The 21,968-nt window shown below is 53.3% G+C and carries 21 protein-coding genes, 1 tRNA gene and 1 pseudogene; 12 read left to right on the top strand and 11 right to left on the bottom strand.

Annotation, left to right across the window (positions count from 1 at the left end):
• The first annotated feature begins 132 nt into the window (after positions 1-132).
• The gene (locus tag V9K92_RS08580; RefSeq protein ID WP_337353782.1) at positions 133-1,023 is read left to right on the top strand and encodes an alpha/beta fold hydrolase; all 891 of its coding nucleotides are present in this window, start codon (positions 133-135) and stop codon (positions 1,021-1,023) included.
• Positions 1,024-1,176: 153 nt separating this feature from the next.
• Here V9K92_RS08580 and V9K92_RS08575 read toward each other — a convergent pair whose 3' ends face one another.
• The 3 genes from V9K92_RS08575 to V9K92_RS08565 form a co-directional block, all read right to left on the bottom strand.
• A complete protein-coding gene (locus V9K92_RS08575) occupies positions 1,177-1,785 on the bottom strand; it encodes a hypothetical protein (RefSeq protein WP_307283799.1) in 609 nt (202 codons plus the stop codon).
• A 159-nt stretch (positions 1,786-1,944) separates the two neighbouring features.
• Positions 1,945-2,607: a BON domain-containing protein gene (locus V9K92_RS08570; RefSeq protein ID WP_115051865.1), complete on the bottom strand. Its 663-nt coding sequence runs from the start codon at positions 2,605-2,607 to the stop codon at positions 1,945-1,947.
• Positions 2,608-2,763: 156 nt separating this feature from the next.
• Entirely contained in the window at positions 2,764-3,837 is a 1,074-nt protein-coding gene (locus tag V9K92_RS08565; RefSeq protein ID WP_337353781.1) for a porin, read from the bottom strand.
• Between the two features lie 464 nt (positions 3,838-4,301).
• Between V9K92_RS08565 and V9K92_RS08560 the strand changes: the two genes are divergently transcribed.
• From V9K92_RS08560 to V9K92_RS08545, 4 genes and pseudogenes are all read left to right on the top strand, one after another.
• On the top strand, positions 4,302-4,631 hold the full coding sequence (locus V9K92_RS08560) for a DMT family transporter (RefSeq protein ID WP_337353780.1): 330 nt from the start codon (positions 4,302-4,304) through the stop codon (positions 4,629-4,631).
• 46 nt (positions 4,632-4,677) lie between these two features.
• Positions 4,678-5,694, top strand: coding sequence for a porin (locus V9K92_RS08555; protein ID WP_336440968.1), 1,017 nt, complete (start codon positions 4,678-4,680; stop codon positions 5,692-5,694).
• Between the two features lie 386 nt (positions 5,695-6,080).
• Positions 6,081-7,025, top strand: a complete 945-nt coding sequence (locus V9K92_RS08550) for a tyrosine-type recombinase/integrase (RefSeq protein ID WP_115051867.1) — start codon at positions 6,081-6,083, stop codon at positions 7,023-7,025.
• A gap of 173 nt (positions 7,026-7,198) precedes the next feature.
• Positions 7,199-7,357: pseudogene (locus tag V9K92_RS08545) on the top strand (tyrosine-type recombinase/integrase); the annotation flags it as partial.
• A 231-nt stretch (positions 7,358-7,588) separates the two neighbouring features.
• On the opposite strand, the gene V9K92_RS08540 reads toward V9K92_RS08545, so the two are convergent.
• The 3 genes from V9K92_RS08540 to V9K92_RS08530 all read right to left on the bottom strand — a co-directional run bounded on the left by V9K92_RS08540 (position 7,589) and on the right by V9K92_RS08530 (position 9,578).
• Entirely contained in the window at positions 7,589-8,338 is a 750-nt protein-coding gene (locus V9K92_RS08540; protein WP_115051868.1) for a L,D-transpeptidase, read from the bottom strand.
• 165 nt (positions 8,339-8,503) lie between these two features.
• Complete coding sequence (locus V9K92_RS08535; protein WP_307283780.1) at positions 8,504-8,674, bottom strand: hypothetical protein; 171 nt, start codon at positions 8,672-8,674, stop codon at positions 8,504-8,506.
• Positions 8,675-8,876: 202 nt separating this feature from the next.
• Positions 8,877-9,578, bottom strand: a complete 702-nt coding sequence (locus V9K92_RS08530) for a glycosyltransferase (RefSeq protein WP_115051869.1) — start codon at positions 9,576-9,578, stop codon at positions 8,877-8,879.
• 183 nt (positions 9,579-9,761) lie between these two features.
• Between V9K92_RS08530 and V9K92_RS08525 the strand changes: the two genes are divergently transcribed.
• Positions 9,762-10,319 (top strand): AAA family ATPase, encoded by a 558-nt coding sequence (locus V9K92_RS08525; protein ID WP_337353779.1) that lies wholly within the window; start codon positions 9,762-9,764, stop codon positions 10,317-10,319.
• On the opposite strand, the gene ampC is transcribed toward V9K92_RS08525, so the two are convergent.
• Positions 10,286-11,449 carry a class C beta-lactamase gene (gene ampC / locus V9K92_RS08520; protein ID WP_337353778.1) on the bottom strand — a complete coding sequence of 388 codons (1,164 nt, stop codon included), beginning with the start codon at positions 11,447-11,449 and terminating at the stop codon, positions 10,286-10,288. The two genes, V9K92_RS08525 and ampC, sit on opposite strands and share 34 nt — an antisense overlap.
• 110 nt (positions 11,450-11,559) lie before the next feature.
• On the opposite strand from ampC, the gene V9K92_RS08515 reads away from it, so the two are divergent.
• Positions 11,560-12,429, top strand: coding sequence for a LysR family transcriptional regulator (locus tag V9K92_RS08515; protein ID WP_336440964.1), 870 nt, complete (start codon positions 11,560-11,562; stop codon positions 12,427-12,429).
• 114 nt (positions 12,430-12,543) lie between these two features.
• Here V9K92_RS08515 and V9K92_RS08510 read toward each other — a convergent pair whose 3' ends face one another.
• Positions 12,544-13,068, bottom strand: coding sequence for a GNAT family N-acetyltransferase (locus tag V9K92_RS08510; protein WP_307283766.1), 525 nt, complete (start codon positions 13,066-13,068; stop codon positions 12,544-12,546).
• Positions 13,069-13,079: 11 nt separating this feature from the next.
• Positions 13,080-13,640 carry a helix-turn-helix domain-containing protein gene (locus V9K92_RS08505; protein ID WP_115051873.1) on the bottom strand — a complete coding sequence of 187 codons (561 nt, stop codon included), beginning with the start codon at positions 13,638-13,640 and terminating at the stop codon, positions 13,080-13,082.
• A 180-nt stretch (positions 13,641-13,820) separates the two neighbouring features.
• On the opposite strand from V9K92_RS08505, the gene V9K92_RS08500 reads away from it, so the two are divergent.
• Entirely contained in the window at positions 13,821-15,227 is a 1,407-nt protein-coding gene (locus tag V9K92_RS08500) for an adenylate/guanylate cyclase domain-containing protein (RefSeq protein WP_337353777.1), read from the top strand.
• Between the two features lie 43 nt (positions 15,228-15,270).
• Here the strand turns inward: V9K92_RS08500 and V9K92_RS08495 are convergent.
• A tRNA-Ser gene (locus V9K92_RS08495) sits at positions 15,271-15,362 on the bottom strand.
• A gap of 17 nt (positions 15,363-15,379) precedes the next feature.
• Between V9K92_RS08495 and V9K92_RS08490 the strand changes: the two genes are divergently transcribed.
• Positions 15,380-15,904 (top strand): hypothetical protein, encoded by a 525-nt coding sequence (locus V9K92_RS08490; protein ID WP_337353776.1) that lies wholly within the window; start codon positions 15,380-15,382, stop codon positions 15,902-15,904.
• 170 nt (positions 15,905-16,074) lie between these two features.
• A complete protein-coding gene (locus V9K92_RS08485) occupies positions 16,075-16,239 on the top strand; it encodes a hypothetical protein (protein WP_337353775.1) in 165 nt (54 codons plus the stop codon).
• A gap of 139 nt (positions 16,240-16,378) precedes the next feature.
• On the opposite strand, the gene V9K92_RS08480 is transcribed toward V9K92_RS08485, so the two are convergent.
• The gene (locus tag V9K92_RS08480; protein WP_115051894.1) at positions 16,379-16,966 is read right to left on the bottom strand and encodes a TetR/AcrR family transcriptional regulator; all 588 of its coding nucleotides are present in this window, start codon (positions 16,964-16,966) and stop codon (positions 16,379-16,381) included.
• A 180-nt stretch (positions 16,967-17,146) separates the two neighbouring features.
• On the opposite strand from V9K92_RS08480, the gene V9K92_RS08475 reads away from it, so the two are divergent.
• Positions 17,147-18,367: an efflux RND transporter periplasmic adaptor subunit gene (locus tag V9K92_RS08475; RefSeq protein WP_307283750.1), complete on the top strand. Its 1,221-nt coding sequence runs from the start codon at positions 17,147-17,149 to the stop codon at positions 18,365-18,367.
• Positions 18,368-18,489: 122 nt separating this feature from the next.
• The gene (locus V9K92_RS08470; protein ID WP_115051896.1) at positions 18,490-21,708 is read left to right on the top strand and encodes an efflux RND transporter permease subunit; all 3,219 of its coding nucleotides are present in this window, start codon (positions 18,490-18,492) and stop codon (positions 21,706-21,708) included.
• The last annotated feature ends 260 nt before the right edge of the window (positions 21,709-21,968 follow it).

Genomic DNA, 21,968 nt, shown 5'->3' with positions numbered 1-21,968 from the left:
ACTTAGCAAAAGCTAAGATCTTGAAATCGCTTTCTCTCCCGCAAGGGAGAGATAACCGGCATCAGCTTTTAGATCTTCTTACAGCTTTAGCAGGCTGCTACTCAGGGAGGGGCTTTAAATGGGGCGATTATCGTGAGCGAAACTTTCACCGAGGTCTTTTACGACGCACCTGACAAGTTGACGCTTTATGGCCGGGTCTATCAACCGGCCTCCGAAACCGAAAATCTCCCGCTCATTTGTTTACCCGGTCTGACGCGCAACAGCCGCGATTTTCACGAATTGGCGTTGATACTTGCCAATCACCCGGCGACACCGCGCAAGGTCGTGACTTTCGATTATCGCGGTCGCGGGCAATCAGCCTACGACCATGAGTGGCAAAACTACAATATCCGCGTTGAAGCCGGCGATATTCTTGCCGGACTGAAAGCGCTCAATATAGATCAAGCGATTTTTCTTGGTACATCGCGTGGAGGCTTCATCATTCACGTGCTTGCTGCTGTGGCGCCGCAAGTCTTGAAGGGTGTCATTTTCAACGATATCGGACCTGAAATTGTGTCTGATGGCCTGCGGCAGATCAGCGATTACCTATCCAAATCCAAGAATCCCGCCGATTGGCAGCATGCAACAGCGCTGCAAAAAGCAGTTCATGGCAAGGCTTTTCCCGCGCTTGGCGACGCCGACTGGGACCGTTTCGCCCGAGCCATCTATCGCGACGACAATGGAAAAATCCGTTCGGACTATGATCCCAACCTATTGAAAACACTGGAAGGAATTGACTTCAGCGTCAAACTTCCCGATCTCTGGGCGCAGTTTGAACTCATGAAAGACTTGCCATTGCTGGTAATCCGGGGGGAGAACACGACACTTCTGGCACAGGAAACCGTTGATGATATGATGCGCCGTCACCCGGCTTTGCAGTTCATCAATGTTGGCGGACAGGGCCATGCGCCATTTCTGGAAACGGGGCAACTGCCTCAATTGATTGCTGCGTTTTTGGCCGGTGTGGATCTGCGTGCTGATTGAACCAAACAGCATCATGTATTGTGCATGTTTACAGTTTCTTGTTACGAAGTGGCATTCGCGCTGTGCGTGGTTCGCCCTTCAACTAGCTCAGGAGGGCTCACCATGAGAAAGGTTGGCTCTCGGCAGTACCATTCTGCAATCAGCGAAACATCCTCATGGTGAGCTTGTCGAACCACGCAAGGTTTTTTTTGCCGCTTTTTCAGGCGTCTTTTTCACCAAAGCAGCCGCCTGTTTGACCCAATTTTCACGCAGTGCCCTACCCGCAAAGCCGATTTCCGTACTGACCCAATTAGCTTGTTCGACAGTCCATGCGGCGATCTGGTCATAATGGAAAATACCAAGGGCGAAAAGTTTGGCTTCGATGCTGGCACCAATTCCGTCAATCTCACTCAGTTTGTCAGGTTTGCCACGACGCGCGCTCTTAAGAAGAGTCGGGCGATGATCATCATTCTGATTGGGGTGGCGCGTTATAACCTTGGGCTCTGCCTTCCGCGGCGATTTTTGCGCTGTCTTGACCGGTCTCGGGGGAACCGGCTCTGCCGGAGGTATCATCGAGGCAGCCTCAATAGCTGATTTTTTTACATCATCATTGACCGCCACCAGAGTGGATTGAGATGCAAGCCGCGCATCGGCAGCGCGGGTGGAGCTTTCGGCGACTGAGGGTTTTCGCGGCGACAACCTCCTGAAAACATTACCTAAAACCGCGCCAACAACAAAAGCTGCGGCGATAAGGAATAATGATTGAAGGATAAAACTCATCATCGCCGACTATCTCCTGCCCTCAAGCCTGCTCAACTTATTTCACCCTCATGAGTGGACCAGCCGACATAGAATCCCACGAGAACAGCGACAAGCAGGAAGAACCAGAGCTGCGAAATCATGTACCACATTTACAAAACCCCCTCGCCCCGGATTCAGTTGTCAGCCACCTTGACCGACGGGTGGGACCAATTTGATCTCATTTAAAGCCGCATCCCCCGGAAGCGGTTTTTTCAACGCATCATTTATAGCAGCATAATCGGCAGAACTGGCCGGAGTGCCTCTGATCGTATAGGTTTTTCCCGAGATTTCCACTTCACCATTGATCAATTGTGCAGCCTGTCCCAAGGCAAATTGCACAAGTTCAAAGAACGCTGGCGGAGCGCCCCGCGCCACGGCCATCTCATCAAGAATCTCAATACCGGGCATGGCAAGTTCTGCTGCGCTGAGGATTTTTGCCCTTGTATCTCCATAAGGAACATTGCCCGAAAGCAGAATTCCATCATCCGATTTGGTGATGACAAAGGAAAAAGGCTCGGCCAGAGACAAAAGGGTCGTCTGATTATCGACAATTCGGACACCGGGAATCTCATTGGTGATCTTTATGGCGTCGGCCAGAGCTTCCTCCGATGGTGCCACACCTTTCAAGATAAGATCGCGGCCATCCACTTCGGCACTGGCCCAGTCATTTTGCGCTGAAAGTGCTGTGTTGGCAGCTTCTGTTATGCGGGCGTCAATCGGGCCTGCAAGAAACCATCCAGCCAGAACAGTCAGAAGCGCGACGGTAATAATACCTGGCCAAAACCAGTTCTTCAGGGCGCGCATTTCAAACCTTGTCCTTTATCCAGCACATTGAACCAATGTTCTGCCTGATGTGGACAGCGATATCAACATGCAGAGCCCAGAGAATCAGGACCTGCAAACAAAGAAAAACCCGACAGCTTGCGCTGCCGGGTTTCAATCAACCAATCCAGTGAAGGATTAGAAGTTACGCTGGAAACGTACGATACCTGTGAAAGCGTCGTCGCCTGAACCACGGCTTTCGTCAAACGAAGCGTAGTTTACTTCTGGAGTGATTACGAAGCCTGGTACGATTTCGTAGTTCACGTTCAAAGCAGCAGCGAATGTGCCAGCTTCTTCGTAAGCAACCTGTGCATTGACAGTTGCCTTCTCGGAAACCTTAGCAGACAGACCGCCCCAGATTGCGTAGTCGCCGTTCCACGAACCGTAGTAGTTACCGCCTTCGGAAACTACATCCAGATCGTCTTCGTTAGACTGGTAACCACCCATTACGAAAGCGGATACTGTGTCTGTGAACTTAACGTCCAAACGAACCTTACCAGCGAATTCTTCAACAACTGAGTCGTAAGCTGCAACAGCGGAGATACCGCCCCAAGCCTGCTCAAACTTCACACCAGCAACAACGTGTGGCATGTAGTCTTCGATCAGGTGAGAAGAGTCACCCTGTTCCAAACCGACCATTGCAGAGAAACCATTGCCACCAGCAAAGGTGTAGCTGATCTGGTTTGTACGGCCGCCAGCATAAGCAATAACGTCATCGGAGATTACGTTACCAGCTGAACCGGTCCATGTATCATACTGCGAGTCGGAAACACCAACGCGGAAACCACCGAGTTCGATGTAAGCGTGTGAAATGTAGCCACCGTTGCTGTAGTAAGAACCGATGTCTTCGTTGTCACGGCCGCCGTATGCCTTGTGATCGAAACGTGTTTCGATGAACGAACGCAATGTGCCGAGTTCAGTTTCGCTACGAGCGTCGAAACGGACAGTAGCACGTGCCTGCTTTGCCCATGTGTCCAGCTCAACGCCGTTGTATGGATCGTCGCCAGCAACTGCGTCGTAACGAACGTAACCGCTGATCTTCAAGCAGGTTTCGGTGCCTGGGATGTAGAAGAAGCCAGCGCCGTATGTGTCGCAAACGCGAACATATTCGACAGGCTCTGGTTCAGCGACAACAACTGCGTCTGCAGCGCGTGCGCCTGATACTGCAACGAGGGCTGCAGCGGAGCCGAGAAGTAGGCTCTTAATGTTCATTTCTGACCTCCAGTCAAAGTTAAAAATGGGTCTGGGCATTCCAATTTGGCTGAAGGACAACCTGTCCCCATCCCCTAAGTGCAAGAAGAAATGCTGTAACGCCCTTCCTCTCGACAGACCATACTCGCCAGCGCTCGCGTTTCAACCACGAATGTCCATCGGCGGGCCTTGTGCAGGCTCTATGACCGGGGGCTGTTGCACAAAAGCCACGAAATCGCCGTTCCATCTTCAATATCTTTACCACTCATTAATATAGGTAACCCGAATTTTAATAAATTCCGCATGTTCCTGCCGATATTGGAACGGCATTTGAACACGGAATCAGCCATTACTGGGCCGTGCAAGGCGAGTCACTGAATCGAATCAAGCCTTTAACCGGCAAATCCGCCGGTCGCCACTTGAGGGCTGCGAATCATTCTTTGAGGCGTCTGTGCGTTGCCATGCGTTCATTTGATGGTCCCCACATGACATATGTTTACCTCGTTGCTGCCATAATTTTTGAAGTCATCGCCACATCCGCGCTCAAGCAGGCTGAGGGCTTTACGCGCCTATTGCCTTCGCTTGTATGCATCTTCGGCTATGGCGCCGCATTCTATCTGCTTTCAATCCCGATCAGAACCATTCCAGTCGGCGTGGTCTATGCCATCTGGTCCGGCGCGGGCATTGTCCTTATCGCAGCTGTTGGCTGGTTCTGGTTTCGGCAACCCCTGGATCTTGCCGCGATCATTGGCCTGACACTCATTATAGCCGGTGTTCTGGTGGTTAATCTGTTTTCAAATTCGGTTGGCCACTAAAGCCTTTCGCGCATCCCCTCCAGCGAATCTTGACTGGAGGTCAGAAATGAACATTAAGAGCCTACTTCTCGGCTCCGCTGCAGCCCTCGTTGCAGTATCAGGCGCACGCGCTGCAGACGCAGTTGTTGTCGCTGAACCAGAGCCTGTCGAATATGTTCGCGTTTGCGACACATACGGCGCTGGCTTCTTCTACATCCCAGGCACCGAAACCTGCTTGAAGGTCGATGGTTATGTTCGCGTCGATGTAAAGGGTGGCGATCTCTGGGGGCGCAACACCGACAAGAATCCCGACATTGACACTTACAAGTTCCGTTCGCGCGGCGTTGTACGTTTTGATGCCCGTTCGGAAACCGAGCTTGGTACACTCAAGTCGTATATCGCAACCGAATTCACAGTAGATGAAGGCGCCGACAAAGCAGCAGCACTTCCTCACGCCTATATCGAACTTGGTGGCTTCCGCATCGGTGTAACCGATACAACATTTGGTAGCTGGACAGATGGTGGAAACGTCATCAACGACGACATGGTTGATTATGACGGCGATAAGACTAATCAGGTCAGCTACACCTTCGCTGGCGGCAACGGCTTCTCGGCTATCATCGGTCTGGAACAAGGTGACAAGGATCACCTGATCAACGATTACCTGCCACACGTTGTTGCTGGTGCGAAGTTCGAACAGGCCTGGGGTTCAGTTTCCGGCGTTATTGGCTATGATTCCGTTGTTGAAGAATTCGCTGGCAAGGTTCGTTTGGACATCAAGGCGACTGATCAGCTATCCTTCTTCGTCATGGGCGGCTATCAGTCTGACGTTAAAGCCGATGATTACTACGGTGCGTGGACCGGCGATTATGCAATCTGGGGCGGTGTAACTGCCAAGGTTTCCGACAACGCAAAAGTTAATGCCCAGGTTGCCTATGATGAAGCAGACATTATCGCAGCATCTTTGAATGTTGCATATGAGCTGGTTCCTGGCTTCGTTGTTACTCCAGAGATCGACTATAAAGATGCCAAGGGCTCTGATGATGCGTTCGGCGGTGTGATCCGCTTCCAGCGCAACTTCTAATCCTTCGATTATCTTCTACCAACGCCGGGTTTTCCCGGCGTTGGCTTTTCCTCTCAAAATATAAACCAACAAGCCATTTTCAGCGCTCGCGATTTTGAATGGTGTAAGAACCCCGCTCAGAACCATTGTGGTTTGGGGTCTGCACCAGCGACGCACAGACATTAAGCGAAGAAAGGATTCCAGACCGGCCATAGGCCGAGGAGATGAGAAATGGTTGGACAGAGACCTCAAGGGTTGAAACTTGATACGGCCGGTTATGGCTTTATCAAACGAAAGTCTATTAGCCTAAAGAGGCACGGCTACACGGATTGCGCTTTTCATGAAGACCGCTACAACTCGGCATATATTTCCCGGTTTAGTGTTTTATTGACCAGAGCGCGATTTTCATGACGATTTCAGCAGCCGCTATTGCCCCGCCTTTTTGTGACTCCGCATTTGGATCTGCATTTTCCGTCCGCTTTGACTATGATCTCAACTATTCGGCAGCCGATAATGGCACCCGGAAGCTGGTCAGGGAACATTCGTTGAGTGATTTGACTGCGCAATATATCAGCATCCTTTGGGATGAAGGCTCGCACAAAACCAATGTGCGTTCGTTCCTCGGGGAGATGAGTGAAATATTGAGCGGCCAGCGTTTCAGCGTTTTTACGCAAGAAATGCTTGATTCTGTGATCGGAACCCTGCGCGAACGTGGCAATAGCAATGCGACCATCAATCGAAAGATGGCCGCTTTAAGCAAGCTGCTCAGGAAAGCGTCAAAAATGGGCGACATCTATAATCTGCCGGAATTCCGGCGGCAAAAAGAACGGCAGGGCCGAATCCGCTTCCTCGAAACCGATGAGGAATCGCGGCTATTCTCCGCTGTAAGGTTGCGTTGCGAAGACAGCTACCGGTTGAGCATATTCCTTGTTGATACCGGGTGCCGGCTCGGCGAGGCTATCGGCCTTTCATGGAATGATTTGCAGGATGCCCGTTCGACATTCTGGCTAACCAAATCAGGGCGCAGCCGCACGGTTCCCCTCACCGCTCGCGCACAAGAAACCGTCCATATCCCGCATGGCAGACTAAAGGGCCCTTTCGCCATGCTCAATCAAGTGCGGTTTCGGGCAATCTGGAATGAGGCAAAGGCAGAAGTCGGGCTTGGCAGTGACGATCAGATTGTTCCGCATATTTTACGCCACACCTGCGCATCGCGTCTTGTGCGCGGCGGAATTGATATCCGGCGTGTCCAGATTTGGCTCGGCCATCAAACCTTGTCGATGACCATGCGCTACGCACATCTGGCAACCAATGATCTGGATTCCTGTGTGGCTGTGCTGGAACGTGGATAGGGATTCGCTATCCCGTTATCGAATTATGTTGAGGGCTATTCCTAATCATGCGGATTCTATTTTAGGTCCTGTGTTCAAGCTCAGAAAATTGCGAGAGAGTAAACCCGCATCTCAAAAGCTGGGTCGATCCTCATAATGCGGTGATACGTGCTCTTGGAAACAATCGTGATAAAGTGCGTCACACCTGCGCATCGCGTCTTGTGCGCGGGGATATTGATATCCGGCGCGTGCAGATTTGGCTCGGCCATCAAACCTTGTCGATGACCATGCGCTACGCGCATCTGGCAACCAATGATCTGGATTCCTGTGTGGCTGTGCTGGAACGTGGATAAGGGGTTCGCTGTGCGGTTATCGAATTATATTGAGGACTATTCCTATTCATACGGATTCTATCTTGGGGCCCGGGGTTCAATCCGGAAAAATTGTCGGAAAGCCTCGGTTCGATCATCGGATGCAGCGATTGCCATTGATATATGCCGGTCCAGCTGATTTCATCAATGCTGGACCGGGCAGAACCGTTTTGGTTGGCGTTTGGAAGACCTCCCGATGCTGACCCGCTTTTATCAAACCTGAGTTTGCGGCGCCCCAAGGGGAGATTGGTGAACGACGATTCGCGCGTGATACGGCACACGGTCATATAGATCGATCACATCCTGATTGATCAGGCGCACGCAACCAGACGACGTAGCCTTGCCAATCGAGCGCCATTGCGGTGATCCGTGAAGACGATAAAGCGTGTCCTGCCCGTTCTGGAATATATAAAGTGCGCGCGCACCGAGTGGATTTTTGACTCCCGGCTCCATTCCGCCATTTTCGACGGAGTATTTTGCGAGCTCCGGCTGTCTTGCAATCATGTCTGCCGGCGGCTTCCAACGTGGCCAATGCTGCCGCCAATGAACAATCCCCTCACCTTGCCAGGCAAAACCATCGCGGCCGATACCAACACCATAGCGCATTGCTGTTCCGCCCGGTTCCACCAGATAAAGGAAGCGCCCGACCGTATCGACAACAACCGTCCCTGCGGGTTCGCCGGTGGGGTCTGTCACGCGCTGACGATAATATTTCGGATCCATCTGCTGAAAGGGTATCGCAGGAATTGAATGTCCCCCATCTTGAAGTGCGGCATATCGCAGTTCAAGTTCCGATGGGGAAGCTAATCCTGTCGGCAAGGATTGCTTTACGGGACGCGGCTTGGGCGGCGCGATTTCGGCATGCTGCGTTGTCGCTGTCGTTGTGCATCCGCCAAGAGCAGCGCTCGCGGCCATGGAACCGAAAACAAAAGTGCGGCGGGATAATTGAATGGATCTGGTCATGTTCCAACACGTTCACGGGATGAGATTCGAACGCTAAATAGTTGCGTTGCGGCCATCATGTCTAAACATATAGATGTGATCGGGACCATGCCCCAAGTCATGCTAGAGCAAGTTTTGCCCATCGAATTGTTCTGCCGGAGGGATTGGCCGGCAAGGTCGAGGGATTTAGTCAGGAACCGACGAAGGAGTGACGGCGTGGTTGCCAGCCTGTTTGGTTGGCAAAAGCTGCCGCATGGTCAAGGTTACAGCAGCATTTTGAGGACTATACGGTTTCATTCGGAAGCCGAAGTTGCTTTTCAACTTGTGGTGGAACTGCGCCAGGTCGCCGCCGTCCATTATTGCATTCCACCATAGTTGTTTGCGTGTAAAGCGTGTTTGCTTGCGCAATTCCGGACGGAAAACCGCTTCGCACTTTTCCTGGAATTGACCTTTGTCTACGCAATTCCGGACAGAAAACCGCTTCGCACTTTTCCTGGAATTGACCTTTGTCTACGCAATTCCGGACGGAAAACCGCTTCGCACTTTTCCTGGAATTGCTTTAGATCGGCTTGAATTCCGGGTCAATTTCCAATGCCTTTTTGGTCCAGATATCGCCATAGTCGACATTCTGCCAATCTTTGAACCATGGACCGCCATTGGTAAAATGCACGGCATGCGGATATCCGCTTGCTGGCTTCTCGTTCCAGCCTTCCAACCAGTTCCACTCTGTCGGGATTTCACCGATTTCGTCGTCCTGCGCCCATTGCATCCTGTGCAAATATGCGCCGCTTTCACGGTTGATCAATTCGGGTGTCAACTGGCGCGTCGAAGGATGTTCGCAATTGAACAGCATGAAGGATGACCAGTTTTTGCGTGGGTAGGTGGTCTGCACCTTGCCGTCCATCTTGACCCCGGCCTTCGGTTGGTAGTCATGCTTGACGCAGGCTACAGCCTTGCTCTCGTCGCGATACTGCAAAAGCTCTGCCACATCGGAGAAGAACAGAAAATCGCAATCACAAAACAAGGCCCAGCCCTTATAACCGGCGAGATAGGGCGTAAAAAAGCGCGAATAGGTGAATTCCGTTGAAGCGAGCGGGTCGACATCGCGCGTATAAGCGCCCTTATCAACGAGATCCTGCAACACGATCGGGTGTACATTCACCGGGATCGATGCGTTTTTCAGGATGGTGGATTTTGCTACCTCATATGCGATGGGCTCGCGGGAATCCCAGCCTATGTAGATATCAAGTGACCTATCCATGATGCTTCCTTTGCATGTTTGGTTTTAGTGCCATGCTGCGTTTGGCGAGAAAATTGTTTATATGACCGAAATAGTCAAGTCATGGTGTAGTTCGCGCAACATGCAACTGTGAGTATGTTTTTTTCATGCCATGAGCCCAACCGGCGGCTTCCGGGCATGAATGAAACCTGTTTTGAGGAACGCATGAAAAATCTGGCTGGTCACATTCTGATTCTAACCGGGCCTCCGGGTTCCGGGAAAAGCACTGCCGCAGAGCTGCTTGTTACCGCATCCGGCATTCCGGCCGTTCATCTGCATTCAGATGACTTCTGGCACTATATAAAAAGCGGCTTGATACAGCCCTACCTGCCAGAGGCACATGCGCAAAACGAGACTGTCATCAAGGTCCTGGCGGGCGTGGCTGAGGGTTATGCCGAAGGCGGCTTCTTCGTCGTTGTAGACGGCATCATCGGCCCCTGGTTCCTGCAAGCATTTCGCAAGGTCACTGCACCGCTCCACTATATTGTTTTGCGGCCTCTTCTGGATGAGGCGATCGAGCGATGCCGGCTGCGGGGCGGCAATACGCTGACCGACCCCGGGCCGATCAGCGCTTTGCATCAGCAATTTTCATCGCTGGGTGATCTCGAAAACCACGCTATCGATATGGCCGGGCTGAACCGCGTCCAGACGCTGGAAGCTATCAAAGCAGCGCTTCTCGATAGTAGATATTATTTGGAGTCCAGCTTGGTCAAAACTTCATAAGCAGCATTGATACGCTCTTCGTTCGGGTAATATTTGTTCGCCAGAATGACAATGCCGATCTTCTTTTCGGGCACGAATGCGACATAGGCACCAAAACCATTGGTTGAACCAGTTTTGTTGATCCACACATCAGAACGCGGTTCCGTGGGTGGATTGATCTGTTCAACAGGCACCGGCTTTGAAGAAATTTCTCGCGAATTACCCAGTCGCAAAGCACTTAACGAAACAGGATAGCTATATTGTTCCCATAATAAATCCTGGGTCATTGCTCCAACCTTGAAATAGCCCTTATGCGTATCCGCAATCGCCAGCTGCAGCTTGCTCTCCAGCTTGACCATGTTCATATTTGCTTGCATGAAACGGACCATGTCTGGCGCAGTCGTCTTCACCCCATAGGCTTCCGAGGACAGAACAGCCTTGTTTACACGGGCAGGCTTGTCTTTGCTCGTATAGCCTTGCGCGTAATCTTTCATTTTGCTTTTCGGCACGTCAATATAGGTGCTGGCGAGACCGAGCCCCGGGAATAAAGTGCCTTCCATGAGAGAGGTGAAATCTTTGTTCATGGCTTTGGCAGTGATCACGCCGAGCATCCCGATGCTTGGATTCGCATAGGTCCGGGTCGTGCCAAGCTTATAGGCAGGCTTCCAGTTCTTCAGATAAATCATCATCTGATCGTCATTCTTGACGTTATCCGGCACCTGCAAGGGAAAGCCCCCTGGCGTATGCGTACCCAGATGCAGCAGCGGAATCTTGCCAAATTCGGTGCCCTTAAACGCAGGAAGATAGTTGCTGGTGGGGTCGGACAGCGAAATCTGGCCATTGGCTTGCGCATAGGTTGCGAGGGTCACGACGAATGTTTTGCTGATTGATCCGATCTCGAAAATCGTCGAAGGCGTGACCGCTGTTCCGGTGTCTTTGGAAGCAACGCCATATTCAAATATATAGGACTTTCCGTCAGCAATGACGCCGACAGCCATGCCTGGTATAGCGTTCTTATCCATAACGGGACGGATTGCGGCGTCTACGAGAGATTTAATCCTGTTGGCATCATCGGCCGCATGGCTAAGCGTAGCCGAAACGCCCGTGATCAAGAGAGAGCCCGCCAAAGCTGTGGCAATTTTCCGTTTCATAATGCAAATTCCTTGTGCCGTGATCGCTACCAGGCAAATCTCTATTGGCACTGTAATCTGAAAACAAACGATGATATCTGGTATCTGACATAAGAAAAACTAGGTCAGATATGGTTCGTCCCTTTCTTCCCCTGAATGGTCTTCGGGCCTTTGAAGCCTCTGCAAGGCATCTGAGCTTCACACGAGCAGCAATCGAACTTTACGTGACGCAGGCTGCTGTCAGCCAGCAGGTGAAAAGCCTTGAAACGCGGCTTGGCGTACAGCTTTTTCAACGCCTTCCGCGTGGACTAAAAATCACTGCCGAGGGAGAAGCGCTCCTGCCCGTTGTAACGGGGTCCTTTGACCAGTTGGCCAATACGCTTGAACGCATAGAGGGCGGCCATGTGCGCGAGCTGCTTTTTCTTGGCGCTGTCGGAACATTTGCCGTGGGGTGGCTGCTGCCTCGATTGCCGGATTTCCAGCGGCAATTTCCCTTTGTCGATGTGCGGATATCAACCAATAATAATCGCGTCGACACCGCCGCAGAAGGGCTGGATTTTGCCATTAGATTTGGCGACGGCTCCTGGCATGGAACAGAGGCAATTCGCCTTTTTGAGGCGCCGCTATCGCCGCTTTGCATTCCGGAGCTGGCGGAGAAACTGCAGGAGCCGGGAGATATCGCCAATCAGCCCCTGCTGCGAAGCTACCGCAAGGATGAATGGAGCCGATGGTTTGAGGCGGCTGGGGTGGCTGCCTCGCCGCAACTCAGCAAAGGGATCGTATTTGATTCCTCGCTCGCCATGATGGAGGCCGCGCTCCAAGGGATCGGCATTGCGTTGGCTCCCCCGTTAATGTTTTCGCGGCAACTTTCATCCGGCGCAATCAAGCAACCTTTCCAGACTTCGATTTCACTCGGAAGCTATTGGCTGACGCGGCTGCAATCGCGCCTCCCTACCCCGGCCATGGAAGCATTTTCAGGGTGGATTACGGCGCAGGTTTGAGGGCAGCGTCGGGCACTGAATGGCCGGATCTGCGCTATAGCGGGCTGCTTGAACCATAACCTGCTGAAACGGCCAAAAGCAGGGGCAAACCACCGCCCGCCTTGGTCGCAAGTATCAGATATGGCGAAACATGTAGGTGGTCGCGTGTTTCGCCTTTCCGTCCGGATTCCACGCAAAGTCCGGGATTACACCTGCAACCTTAAAACCAGTGGAGGCATAAAGGGGTTCAGCAACATCGCCGGTTCGTGTGTCCAGCGTGACAAGCGTTTTTCCAAGCTCACGAGCCCTGCTCAAGGCATGGTTCATAAGAGTTCGGCCAATACCAAGCCGGCGAGCTTGCGGGTGGACGATCATCTTGGCAATCTCACATCGATGGGGCTGATTATCAGGCATGGCGGTGAGAAGTTGCACGGTGCCAAGAAGATTTCCCGCACGTTCTGCACCAAAGAGGATTCTTCGTCCGGCGACGACTTCGGGTTGGACATTTTTGGACCAGAACAGGCTCGCATCCTCGACGGACAGCGGAGCCATGAAGCTGACCGCTGCGCCTTGCCCCACGGTCAGGGCGAGAATTTGTGAGAGGTCTTCTAACCTTTCCTCGATCGCGCGAGCATCAAGTTCGATAATCTGGACTTCCATTCCGAGGCTCCTTAAGCCATAGCGATAATATAATGGGCGGGTTGATCGCCGGTCGCGAAAGACGATCCGCCGCGCAATTGATAGCGAAGACAATCGCCCTTGCTCAGTTCATACCGAACGTCATCGACGATCAGCGTGAGCGAACCAGCCAAGACGACAAGATGATGTTCATGGCCCGGAAAAGCCGGGCTGTCATAGACAATGTGCTGATTGGGCGCGATTTCGCACTCGATCATTTCCAGCTTCAGCCGCCCGCTTGGAGGCGAGAGGGTGCGGCGGGAGAACCCGTTTTCGCGGTCCAGCCAAATACTTTGATCAGCACGGCGCAGTAGCGGAACGTAATCCGGCTCGAGCGGCGTCAAGAGTTGTGATAGTGGCAGCGCGAAGGCGGAAGCCAAGCGGCCAAGCGTCTCCGCCGTCGGACTGACCTCGCCCTTCTCGATCCTCGATAGAGTGGCCCGGCTGACACCGCTGCTCAACGCCAGATCCTGCAATGTCAGGCCGCGTTTCATCCGCAAACTGCGCAGGTGCTCAGCAAGAGCGTGATTTTGGTCGCGTATGATAATTCCCATATTTGAGATTTAATCTCATTTATGGACAAACGCAAATGCAAAAATGTTGTCTCGTCTGGAAGGACAAAGTCGCTCGGGCGAGTAATATCCATGCCCATAGATTTCTATTGGAACATTCCCGTGTTATGATCCTGGTCCTGGCGTCGTCCGCCGTGGGTTCTGCAGACGGAGACTTGTCTAATGAGCGAAGTGGACGTACTTTTTGCGACCCTGCGACAAGCGGCTGACCCGCAGACGGTCAAATGCATCGAGAACGTTGTCAGACACGGCTCGGATCGCGATCTCAATCGCATCAATGCACTCGCCTTCGCCGATACGCACCATCTTGATCAAGAGAAAACCATTGCAGCGCTTCTCCATGCAGCCCGCATAGGCGCGTTCGAGATGACCTGGAACGTGCTTTGCCCGGGATGCGGCGGCGTCCTTGACAGCGGCGCATCCCTCAAAGGGGTCGTCCACGAGACTTACCATTGTGCGCTCTGTGCGGCCGGATACGAACCTACCCTCGACGAGATGGTCGAGGTCACGTTCACGGTCAGCCCGAGAGTACGCAGGATTGCCGCCCACGATCCCGATCGGCTGCCTCCGCTCGAATATTACCGCCAGATATTCTTCAGCTCCGGGGTTGACCTACCGGAGGACCTCGAAGCGCGGTTCGCACGCATTCAGCTGGAGATGATCGAGCTTGCTCCGGGCGAAAAGGCTTTCGTCTCGCTGCAACTGCCGGCGCAATTCGTGATCATCTTCGATGCGGTGACGCACTCAGCGCAGTTCATCGACGTGAAGGGCGAGCCGACCGACGAACGTCAAACCCTGTCGATGGTCATCAGTCGGGCGCATGCGCTGAACGAAACGATCACCCTCCGTCCTGGCTTGCTACGGCTCACGCTCGAGAACCATACCGATCGCCGAGTGGTACCGAATGTCTGCGTCGCAGGCGATGAACTGCACGATCTTTTGGGCCGCAGGCGACCTTTTCTGACAGCCAAGCGTCTGCTGACAAACCAGAGTTTCCGCGACATATACCGGATCGATACCCTTGATGTCGACCAGCGTCTCAAGATCACCAGCTTGACGTTTCTCTTCACCGACCTGAGGGGTTCGACGGCCCTCTACGAACGCGTTGGAGATCTGGCAGCCTTCGATCTCGTGCGGGGGCATTTCCGGGTTCTTCACGAGATCGTCGCTACGGAGACCGGGGCGGTCGTCAAGACCATAGGAGATGCCGTGATGGCGACCTTTCCGAGCCCGGACCGCGCGGTGGCGGCTGCGCTCAGGATGCGAGAGGCGATGCTTCGGTTAAACACCGAACACGGCAGCGACGATCTACTCCTGAAGATCGGCATCCATGAGGGACCATGCCTCGCAGTCAACCTGAACGACCGGCAGGACTATTTCGGCCAGACCGTCAACATCGCCTCCCGTGTCCAGGGCCTTGCCGATCCCAATGTGATCATGACGACGGAAGCGATTGTCGGGGATGCCCAGGTTTTAGAGATCCTCCGTGAGAGCGGAATCACATCGGCCTCCAGAATGGCGGAGCTTCAGGGTATCGGCAGAGAGGTCAGAATTTTTGCCCTGTCGTGAGCTTCATCCGCTCTTCGGCATCAAATCAACTTGAGCCGTTTAATGGCGGAGAGGAAGGGATTCGAACCCTCGAGACCGTTTAACGGGTCTACTCCCTTAGCAGGGGAGCGCCTTCGACCACTCGGCCACCTCTCCGAGGACGCTGACTAAAGATGAAACCCATTGTTGGCAAGGGTTTTGTTCAAATGCTCCTCAAAAATCGAAATCCTGCGCTGCAACGGGTTTTGAACAGAGCAAATTTGTCTCGTCCCTCGACATCGCCCGATCAGATGAATAGCCTGCACTTCTGGATGGGGGATGGTATGAGATTTTCAGGCAAGATCGTGATGGTGCTGCTTCTGACGGGCATCTGCGCCTGCACCACAACTGGCGCAAGCAAAGGTCAGGTCACCGCCGACGCAAAGGCACTGGTCATAACATCCTACCAGTGCCAGGCATCGCTTGGACGTGAACCCCATTATTCAGCCATTGAAAGCAGCGAAACTGTACTCAAAGCCATTGGCAAGTCGTCTGAAGAGGCTGATCAAACCGTGCGCGGCTGGCTTAGAGATGTCATCGCATCACCAAAGCAGCCTGGCGATCTTGATTCGAAAACATGCAAGGACAAGTTGCTCACTCTCGCTGAAAAGGTCCGGATTGGCTATGAATCTCTAAATCGGTTGAAAAAACAGCCGTGATTTTTCGGCCAAAAAATCGAGTGTTTTTTGTAATTTTACTGCGCGGCACAGGCGATTTTCGCAACTATGCGGAGTGTAAATGAAAGTCGCAAATCTTGAATTGAGAATTAGGAACCGGCGCCCTATCTCCAACATTATAGGGGCTACAGACCTCAATTGGAGAGTGCAGAATGACGACACCTACCGTTCCGCAGGACATTTACCTCCGTCACGAAAGAGAGTGGCAAATGCTGCGTCAGGCTATCGCCGAAAAGAAGCCTTCCGTTGAAGAGAAGCAGCAGATGGAAAATTTGGCTCCCCGGCGTAAGGTCCCATTGAAAGAGCAGCATCAGTAAAATCTGAATCTCATCAAAGTTTAAAAAGCCTCGCACGGATATCCGTCAGCGGGGCTTTTTGTTGGGCGGGTTTGAGGAACCGGAAATACAGGGGCTTATTGCAAAACAAATAGTGCGTGGAGCAATATTGATGCAGCGGTCAATTAGACCCCGGCCAGGACCGCATGGCAATATCGACAAGGCGATGGATTTCCTCACGCCCTATGCCACTGGCAGCCTGTACCGCAGTTCCCTGCGACACGGTGAGGATATAGCGGGCCAGGTCTTCCGGATTGCTATCGGATGGCAGGTCGCCCTCGCGCTTGGCGCGTTCGAACCGCCTCGTCAACGCCTTCTGGCCAATCTGCCGCCGTTCAATAATTGTTTTTTGAACCGCCTCGGCGGCCTCGCTGCATCCCATGGCAGCATTTATTCCAAGGCAACCACTCGGATTGCAATCACAGGTCTGCGCATTGGCGAAGCCAAACAAGACGTCGCGCGCTACCGAGCGCGCATCAGGTTGCTCCAGCGCTTTCCAGAAGAAGGCCATGTAATTCTGCTCATAGCGCTCAAGCGCCATACGGAAAAGTTCTTCCTTATTGCCAAAGGTCCCATAAAGGCTGGGTTTGGTTATACCCATGCCGTCAGTCAGATCGGTGATCGACGTACCTTCATAACCTTTGCGCCAGAACAGTTCCAAGGCCGTCTGCAGAGCATCGTCCGCATCAAATTCCCTCGGGCGTCCCATGGACAATACTCCCTAAAAGAATTATACCGTTCGGTATAAAATTCCATTGACAGCTACTGTACCGCAGCCTTATATCGCTGTTCTATACCGATCGGTATGGAACGTCAATGAAGAATTCGGTCAACCGGATTCCCGTTCACCATCCTCCCAATGGTGAAAAATTCAAGCAGGATGACCACGATGTCAATCAGCACACTCAAAAGAAATCTCGCCATTGGCGGCCTCGTTCTGGCGCTTGGCGTGGCCGGCGGCACCCAGATATTCGACTTTAGCAAAAGCCATGCGGAAGGCGAGCAGGCGGCCCCTGCGCAGGCGACCCCCGTTTCCGTTGCGATAGTACAGCCCAAGCTTGTCAGCCAGTGGAACGAATTTTCAGGCCGTCTCGAAGCGGTTGATCAGGTCGATGTGCGCTCGCGCGTTGCTGGTGCTGTTCAATCCATTCACTTTAAGGAAGGCTCGGTAGTCCAACAAGGCGATCTGCTCGTCAAGATTGACCCGGCTCCCTATGAGGCAGAAGTTGCACGGGCAAAAGCGCAGGTAAGCGCGGCTGAATCGAGACTGGCCTTTGCCAAGAACGAGCTGGAACGCGGCAAACGCCTGATCGATTCCCGCACTGTTTCCCAGAGTGATTACGATCAGCGCCGGAATGTCGAAGCTGGCGCGCTCGCCGACCTTGAAGCTGCGCGGGCAGTGCTCAAGACAGCAACGCTCAATCTCGAATATACGGATATCCGCGCGCCGATCAGCGGCCGTGTTGGACGCATCGAGATTACGCAAGGCAATCTGATTGCCGCCGGACCGGCTGCGCCATTGCTGACGTCTCTGGTCTCGATCAGTCCCATCTATGCAAGCTTCGAAGCCGATGAAAACGTTGTGGCCAATGCCCTTGCCGATCTTCCTGAAGGGTTGAACAACCGCGATTTCGTCGACCGCATTCCTGTTCAGATGGATGTGCAGGGCAAGGCCGATGTTCAAGGCAAGCTCCAGCTCATCAATAACAGTGTCGAAACAAACAGTGGCACGGTCAAAGTGCGCGCCGTTTTCGACAATGCCAATGGTCGCCTCATGCCCGGTCAGTTCGCCAAGGTTCGCATGGGTCAGGCAAATGAACGCCAGGAATTGCTGGTGGATGAGAAAGCTGTCGGCACAGATCAGAACAAGAAGTTCGTGATGGTGGTCAACCCGCAAAATGTCGTTGAATATCGCGAGATTTCTTTGGGCGGCAAGGCTGACGGCCTTCGGATCGTGACATCCGGCCTGCAGGCGGAAGACAAGGTGGTCGTCAATGGACTGCAGCGCATACGGCCAGGTTCTCTTGTAGCACCTGAAATGGTGGCCATGGGCGCCAATGCATCCAACCAGTTGCAGGCGCAGGCCGAGCAGGCCAACGTCAAACAATAAGATCTGCTGCGCCGTGTGCTTAAATTGAGGCACGGCATGGCAGTATTTGAAATGCGTGTAGCACCGGCCAGAAACCGAAAACGGTTTTTGGCCTTACGCGCTCATCGGCAGGCGGAATCGCTATGAACATCTCCAATTTCTTTATTGATCGCCCGGTATTTGCGGGGGTCCTGTCCTTCATCATCTTCCTCGGCGGCCTTATCGCGCTGACGACGATGCCGGTTTCCGAATATCCGGACGTGGTTCCGCCATCGATCGTGGTGCGCGCGCAATATCCGGGCGCAAATCCGAAGGTCATCGCAGAAACAGTTGCAACGCCAATGGAAGAATCCATCAATGGCGTTGAAGGCATGCTCTATATGGGCAGCCAGGCAACATCTGACGGCCAGTTGACGCTGACAGTGACCTTCGCTCTTGGCACCGATCCGGACAAGGCACAGCAATTGGTCCAAAATCGCGTTTCACAGGCAGAGCCTCGTCTGCCGGAAGAAGTGCGGGCGCTTGGCATCACCACGGTAAAAAGCTCGCCGGACCTGATGCTGGTGGTCAATCTGATTTCGCCGAACGATCGCTACGACATCACCTATCTGCGCAATTACGCATTGATCAACATCAAGGATCGCCTAGCCCGCATTGACGGTGTTGGCGATGTGCAGCTGTTCGGATCAGGCGACTATTCCATGCGCATCTGGCTCGATCCGCAAAAGACCGCGGAGCTCGGTCTTTCCGCGACTGATGTTCTGAGCGAGATCAGAGCTCAGAACGTGCAAGCGGCAGCGGGTACGATCGGTGCTTCTCCAAATGAGAACGACGTCAATCTGCAACTCTCAGTGAATGCACAGGGGCGTTTGGCCACTGAAGAAGAATTTGGCCAGATCATCGTCAAAACCGCGCCGAACGGCGCGATTACGCATTTGCGGGATATTGCGCGTATTGAACTGGGTTCAGCGCAATATTCCTTGCGTTCCCTGCTTGATAACAAATCGGCAGTGGCAGTCCCTGTATTCCAGGCTCCGGGCTCCAATGCGATCCAGATCGCCGATCAGGTTCGTGCTGCGATGGAAGAGGCCAAGCTGACCATGCCGGAAGGCGTGGACTACAAGATCGTTTACGATACGACGCAGTTCGTTCGCGCCTCCATCGAGGCCGTTGTCCATACGCTGCTTGAAGCCGTTCTGCTGGTCGTTCTCGTGGTCATTCTGTTTTTGCAGACATGGCGCGCTTCGATCATCCCGCTTATTGCGGTGCCTGTATCGATTGTCGGTACGTTCGCTGTCATGCATCTGTTTGGTTTTTCCATCAACGCACTGAGCCTGTTTGGTCTGGTTCTGGCTATTGGTATCGTCGTCGATGACGCCATCGTGGTGGTGGAAAATGTCGAGCGAAACATTGAAAATGGCCTCGCGCCGCGTGCCGCAACCATACAGGCCATGCGCGAAGTTTCCGGACCGATCATCGCGATTGCACTCGTGCTGGTTGCCGTGTTCGTTCCGCTGGCTTTTATCACCGGTTTGACAGGGCAGTTTTACCGCCAATTCGCGCTGACAATTGCCATTTCAACCGTCATTTCCGCGTTCAACTCGCTTACGCTCTCTCCTGCCCTTGCCGCCTTGCTGCTCAAAGGACATGACCAGCCGAAAGATGCTTTGACGCGGTTCATGGACAAAACGCTGGGTTGGCTGTTCCGTGGCTTCAACTCCGTGTTTACGCGTGGTGCAAACGGCTACAGCAAGGGCGTACGCGGCGTGATTTCGCGCAAGACTGTTATGATGGGCATTTATATCGTGCTCATTGGTGCAACAGCGCTGATGTTCCGCACTGTACCTGGCGGTTTCGTGCCGCCACAGGACAAGCAATATCTGGTTGGCTTCACGCAGCTGCCAGATGGCGCAACGCTTGACCGGACAGAATCTGTTGTCCGCCGTATCGGCGACATGGCTCTGTCAATCCCGGGTGTGGAAAGCACGATTGCCTTTCCGGGCCTATCCATCGCCGGGTTTACAAATAGCTCCAATGCCGGCGTGGTTTTCGTCTCGCTAAAACCATTTGAGGAGCGGAAAACACCTGAGCTGAGTGCTGGCGCCATCGCCATGCAGCTCAACCAGAAGCTGGCAGGAATTCAGGAATCGTTCAGTGCGGTGTTCCCGCCTCCCCCGGTTCAGGGTCTTGGTTCTATCGGCGGCTTCAAGCTGCAGATCGAAGATCGCAATGGTCTCGGCTATGAGGCGCTGGACGGTGCAACCAAGGGATTCCTTGCCAAGGCTGCAACTGCTCCTGAATTGACCGGGCTGTTCACCAGTTTTCAGATCAACGTGCCACAGCTTTACGCCGATGTTGACCGCGCCAAGGCGCGCCAGCTCAACGTATCCCTGCCGGAGATTTTCAATACGCTGCAAATCTATCTGGGTTCGGTTTACGTCAATGACTTCAACAAGTTCGGACGCACCTACTCCGTCCGCATGCAGGCGGAGTCGAATTTCCGGGCCAAAGCAGAGGATATTGGCGATCTGAAAGTTCGCTCCGGCTCAGGAGAAATGATCCCGCTTTCGGCGCTGATCAAGGTAACGTCAACAGCCGGACCAGACCGCGCCCAGCGCTATAATGGCTTCCTTGCTGCCGATGTAAACGGCAATGCTGCGCCGGGATTCTCTTCCGGTCAGGCTCGCGCCGCCGTGGAGAAGATCGCAGCAGAAACATTGCCCGCAGGTATTGGCTTTGAATGGACAGAACTGACCTATCAGGAAATTATTGCGGGTAATTCTGCCTATCTGATCTTCCCGCTATCGATCCTCCTGGTCTTCCTGGTTCTTGCCGCCCAGTATGAAAGCCTCTCCCTGCCGCTTTCGATCATCATGATCGTGCCGCTTGGACTGCTTGCCGCTCTTAGCGGTGTCTGGCTGACGGGTGGGGACAATAATGTCTTCACACAGATCGGGTTGATCGTGCTTGTGGGGCTATCGGCCAAGAACGCCATCCTGATCGTGGAATTTGCACGCGAACTGGAATTTGCCGGATCGACACCGTTCAAGGCGGTGATCGAGGCAAGCAGATTGCGTTTGCGCCCCATCCTGATGACCTCGCTGGCATTCATCATGGGTGTCGTCCCTCTGGTCACTTCCACAGGAGCGGGCGCGGAAATGCGCAGCGCGATGGGCGTGGCCGTGTTTGCCGGGATGATCGGTGTGACGCTGTTCGGCCTTTTCCTCACGCCGGTATTCTATGTTCTTGTTCGTGCGATGACGGGCAACCGTCCGCTCAAGAGCCATCACGCCAGCACCTTCGAAGGCGACTCCAGCCATGATTCGGGCGCAATTGCGCCTGCAGCAACCCCGGCTGAGTAACAAAATATACGGTGGCGCAGATAAATTTATTTGCCTGCGCCACTTCCTCTAAGCCTTTGGAATGACGGTCTTTATTCAACCGAAGTTTTTATCGAGGCTACGAGACAGCTGCTGGAATTCGTTTTTGTGCGCTTTTAGGGGTGACAAAAGATTTCAGGATGTTACAGTCTTGTGACCATGCCGATGTTCGGCCCTAACGATCATGACTTCAGTATTTTGAGGCCATCAAATCGGGAGATGCACATGACAAGCGCTGCCAA

This window comes from Phyllobacterium sp. CCNWLW109 (assembly GCF_037203905.1).
Taxonomy (GTDB): Bacteria; Pseudomonadota; Alphaproteobacteria; order Rhizobiales; family Rhizobiaceae; genus Phyllobacterium; species Phyllobacterium ifriqiyense.
The sequence above is the reverse complement of the archived record's forward strand: the minus strand, read 5'-3'. Positions and strand labels throughout refer to the sequence as shown.

Coding starts and splice junctions, on each gene's coding strand:
- V9K92_RS08575 (WP_307283799.1), bottom strand. CDS start 1,785: ATGATGAGTTTTATCCTTCAATCATTATTCCTTATCGCCGCAGCTTTT.
- V9K92_RS08570 (WP_115051865.1), bottom strand. CDS start 2,607: ATGCGCGCCCTGAAGAACTGGTTTTGGCCAGGTATTATTACCGTCGCG.
- V9K92_RS08565 (WP_337353781.1), bottom strand. CDS start 3,837: ATGAACATTAAGAGCCTACTTCTCGGCTCCGCTGCAGCCCTCGTTGCA.
- V9K92_RS08560 (WP_337353780.1), top strand. CDS start 4,302: ATGACATATGTTTACCTCGTTGCTGCCATAATTTTTGAAGTCATCGCC.
- V9K92_RS08555 (WP_336440968.1), top strand. CDS start 4,678: ATGAACATTAAGAGCCTACTTCTCGGCTCCGCTGCAGCCCTCGTTGCA.
- V9K92_RS08550 (WP_115051867.1), top strand. CDS start 6,081: ATGACGATTTCAGCAGCCGCTATTGCCCCGCCTTTTTGTGACTCCGCA.
- V9K92_RS08540 (WP_115051868.1), bottom strand. CDS start 8,338: ATGACCAGATCCATTCAATTATCCCGCCGCACTTTTGTTTTCGGTTCC.
- V9K92_RS08535 (WP_307283780.1), bottom strand. CDS start 8,674: ATGGACGGCGGCGACCTGGCGCAGTTCCACCACAAGTTGAAAAGCAAC.
- V9K92_RS08530 (WP_115051869.1), bottom strand. CDS start 9,578: ATGGATAGGTCACTTGATATCTACATAGGCTGGGATTCCCGCGAGCCC.
- V9K92_RS08525 (WP_337353779.1), top strand. CDS start 9,762: ATGAAAAATCTGGCTGGTCACATTCTGATTCTAACCGGGCCTCCGGGT.
- ampC (WP_337353778.1), bottom strand. CDS start 11,449: ATGAAACGGAAAATTGCCACAGCTTTGGCGGGCTCTCTCTTGATCACG.
- V9K92_RS08515 (WP_336440964.1), top strand. CDS start 11,560: ATGGTTCGTCCCTTTCTTCCCCTGAATGGTCTTCGGGCCTTTGAAGCC.
- V9K92_RS08510 (WP_307283766.1), bottom strand. CDS start 13,068: ATGGAAGTCCAGATTATCGAACTTGATGCTCGCGCGATCGAGGAAAGG.
- V9K92_RS08505 (WP_115051873.1), bottom strand. CDS start 13,640: ATGGGAATTATCATACGCGACCAAAATCACGCTCTTGCTGAGCACCTG.
- V9K92_RS08500 (WP_337353777.1), top strand. CDS start 13,821: ATGAGCGAAGTGGACGTACTTTTTGCGACCCTGCGACAAGCGGCTGAC.
- V9K92_RS08490 (WP_337353776.1), top strand. CDS start 15,380: ATGAAACCCATTGTTGGCAAGGGTTTTGTTCAAATGCTCCTCAAAAAT.
- V9K92_RS08485 (WP_337353775.1), top strand. CDS start 16,075: ATGACGACACCTACCGTTCCGCAGGACATTTACCTCCGTCACGAAAGA.
- V9K92_RS08480 (WP_115051894.1), bottom strand. CDS start 16,966: ATGGGACGCCCGAGGGAATTTGATGCGGACGATGCTCTGCAGACGGCC.
- V9K92_RS08475 (WP_307283750.1), top strand. CDS start 17,147: ATGTCAATCAGCACACTCAAAAGAAATCTCGCCATTGGCGGCCTCGTT.
- V9K92_RS08470 (WP_115051896.1), top strand. CDS start 18,490: ATGAACATCTCCAATTTCTTTATTGATCGCCCGGTATTTGCGGGGGTC.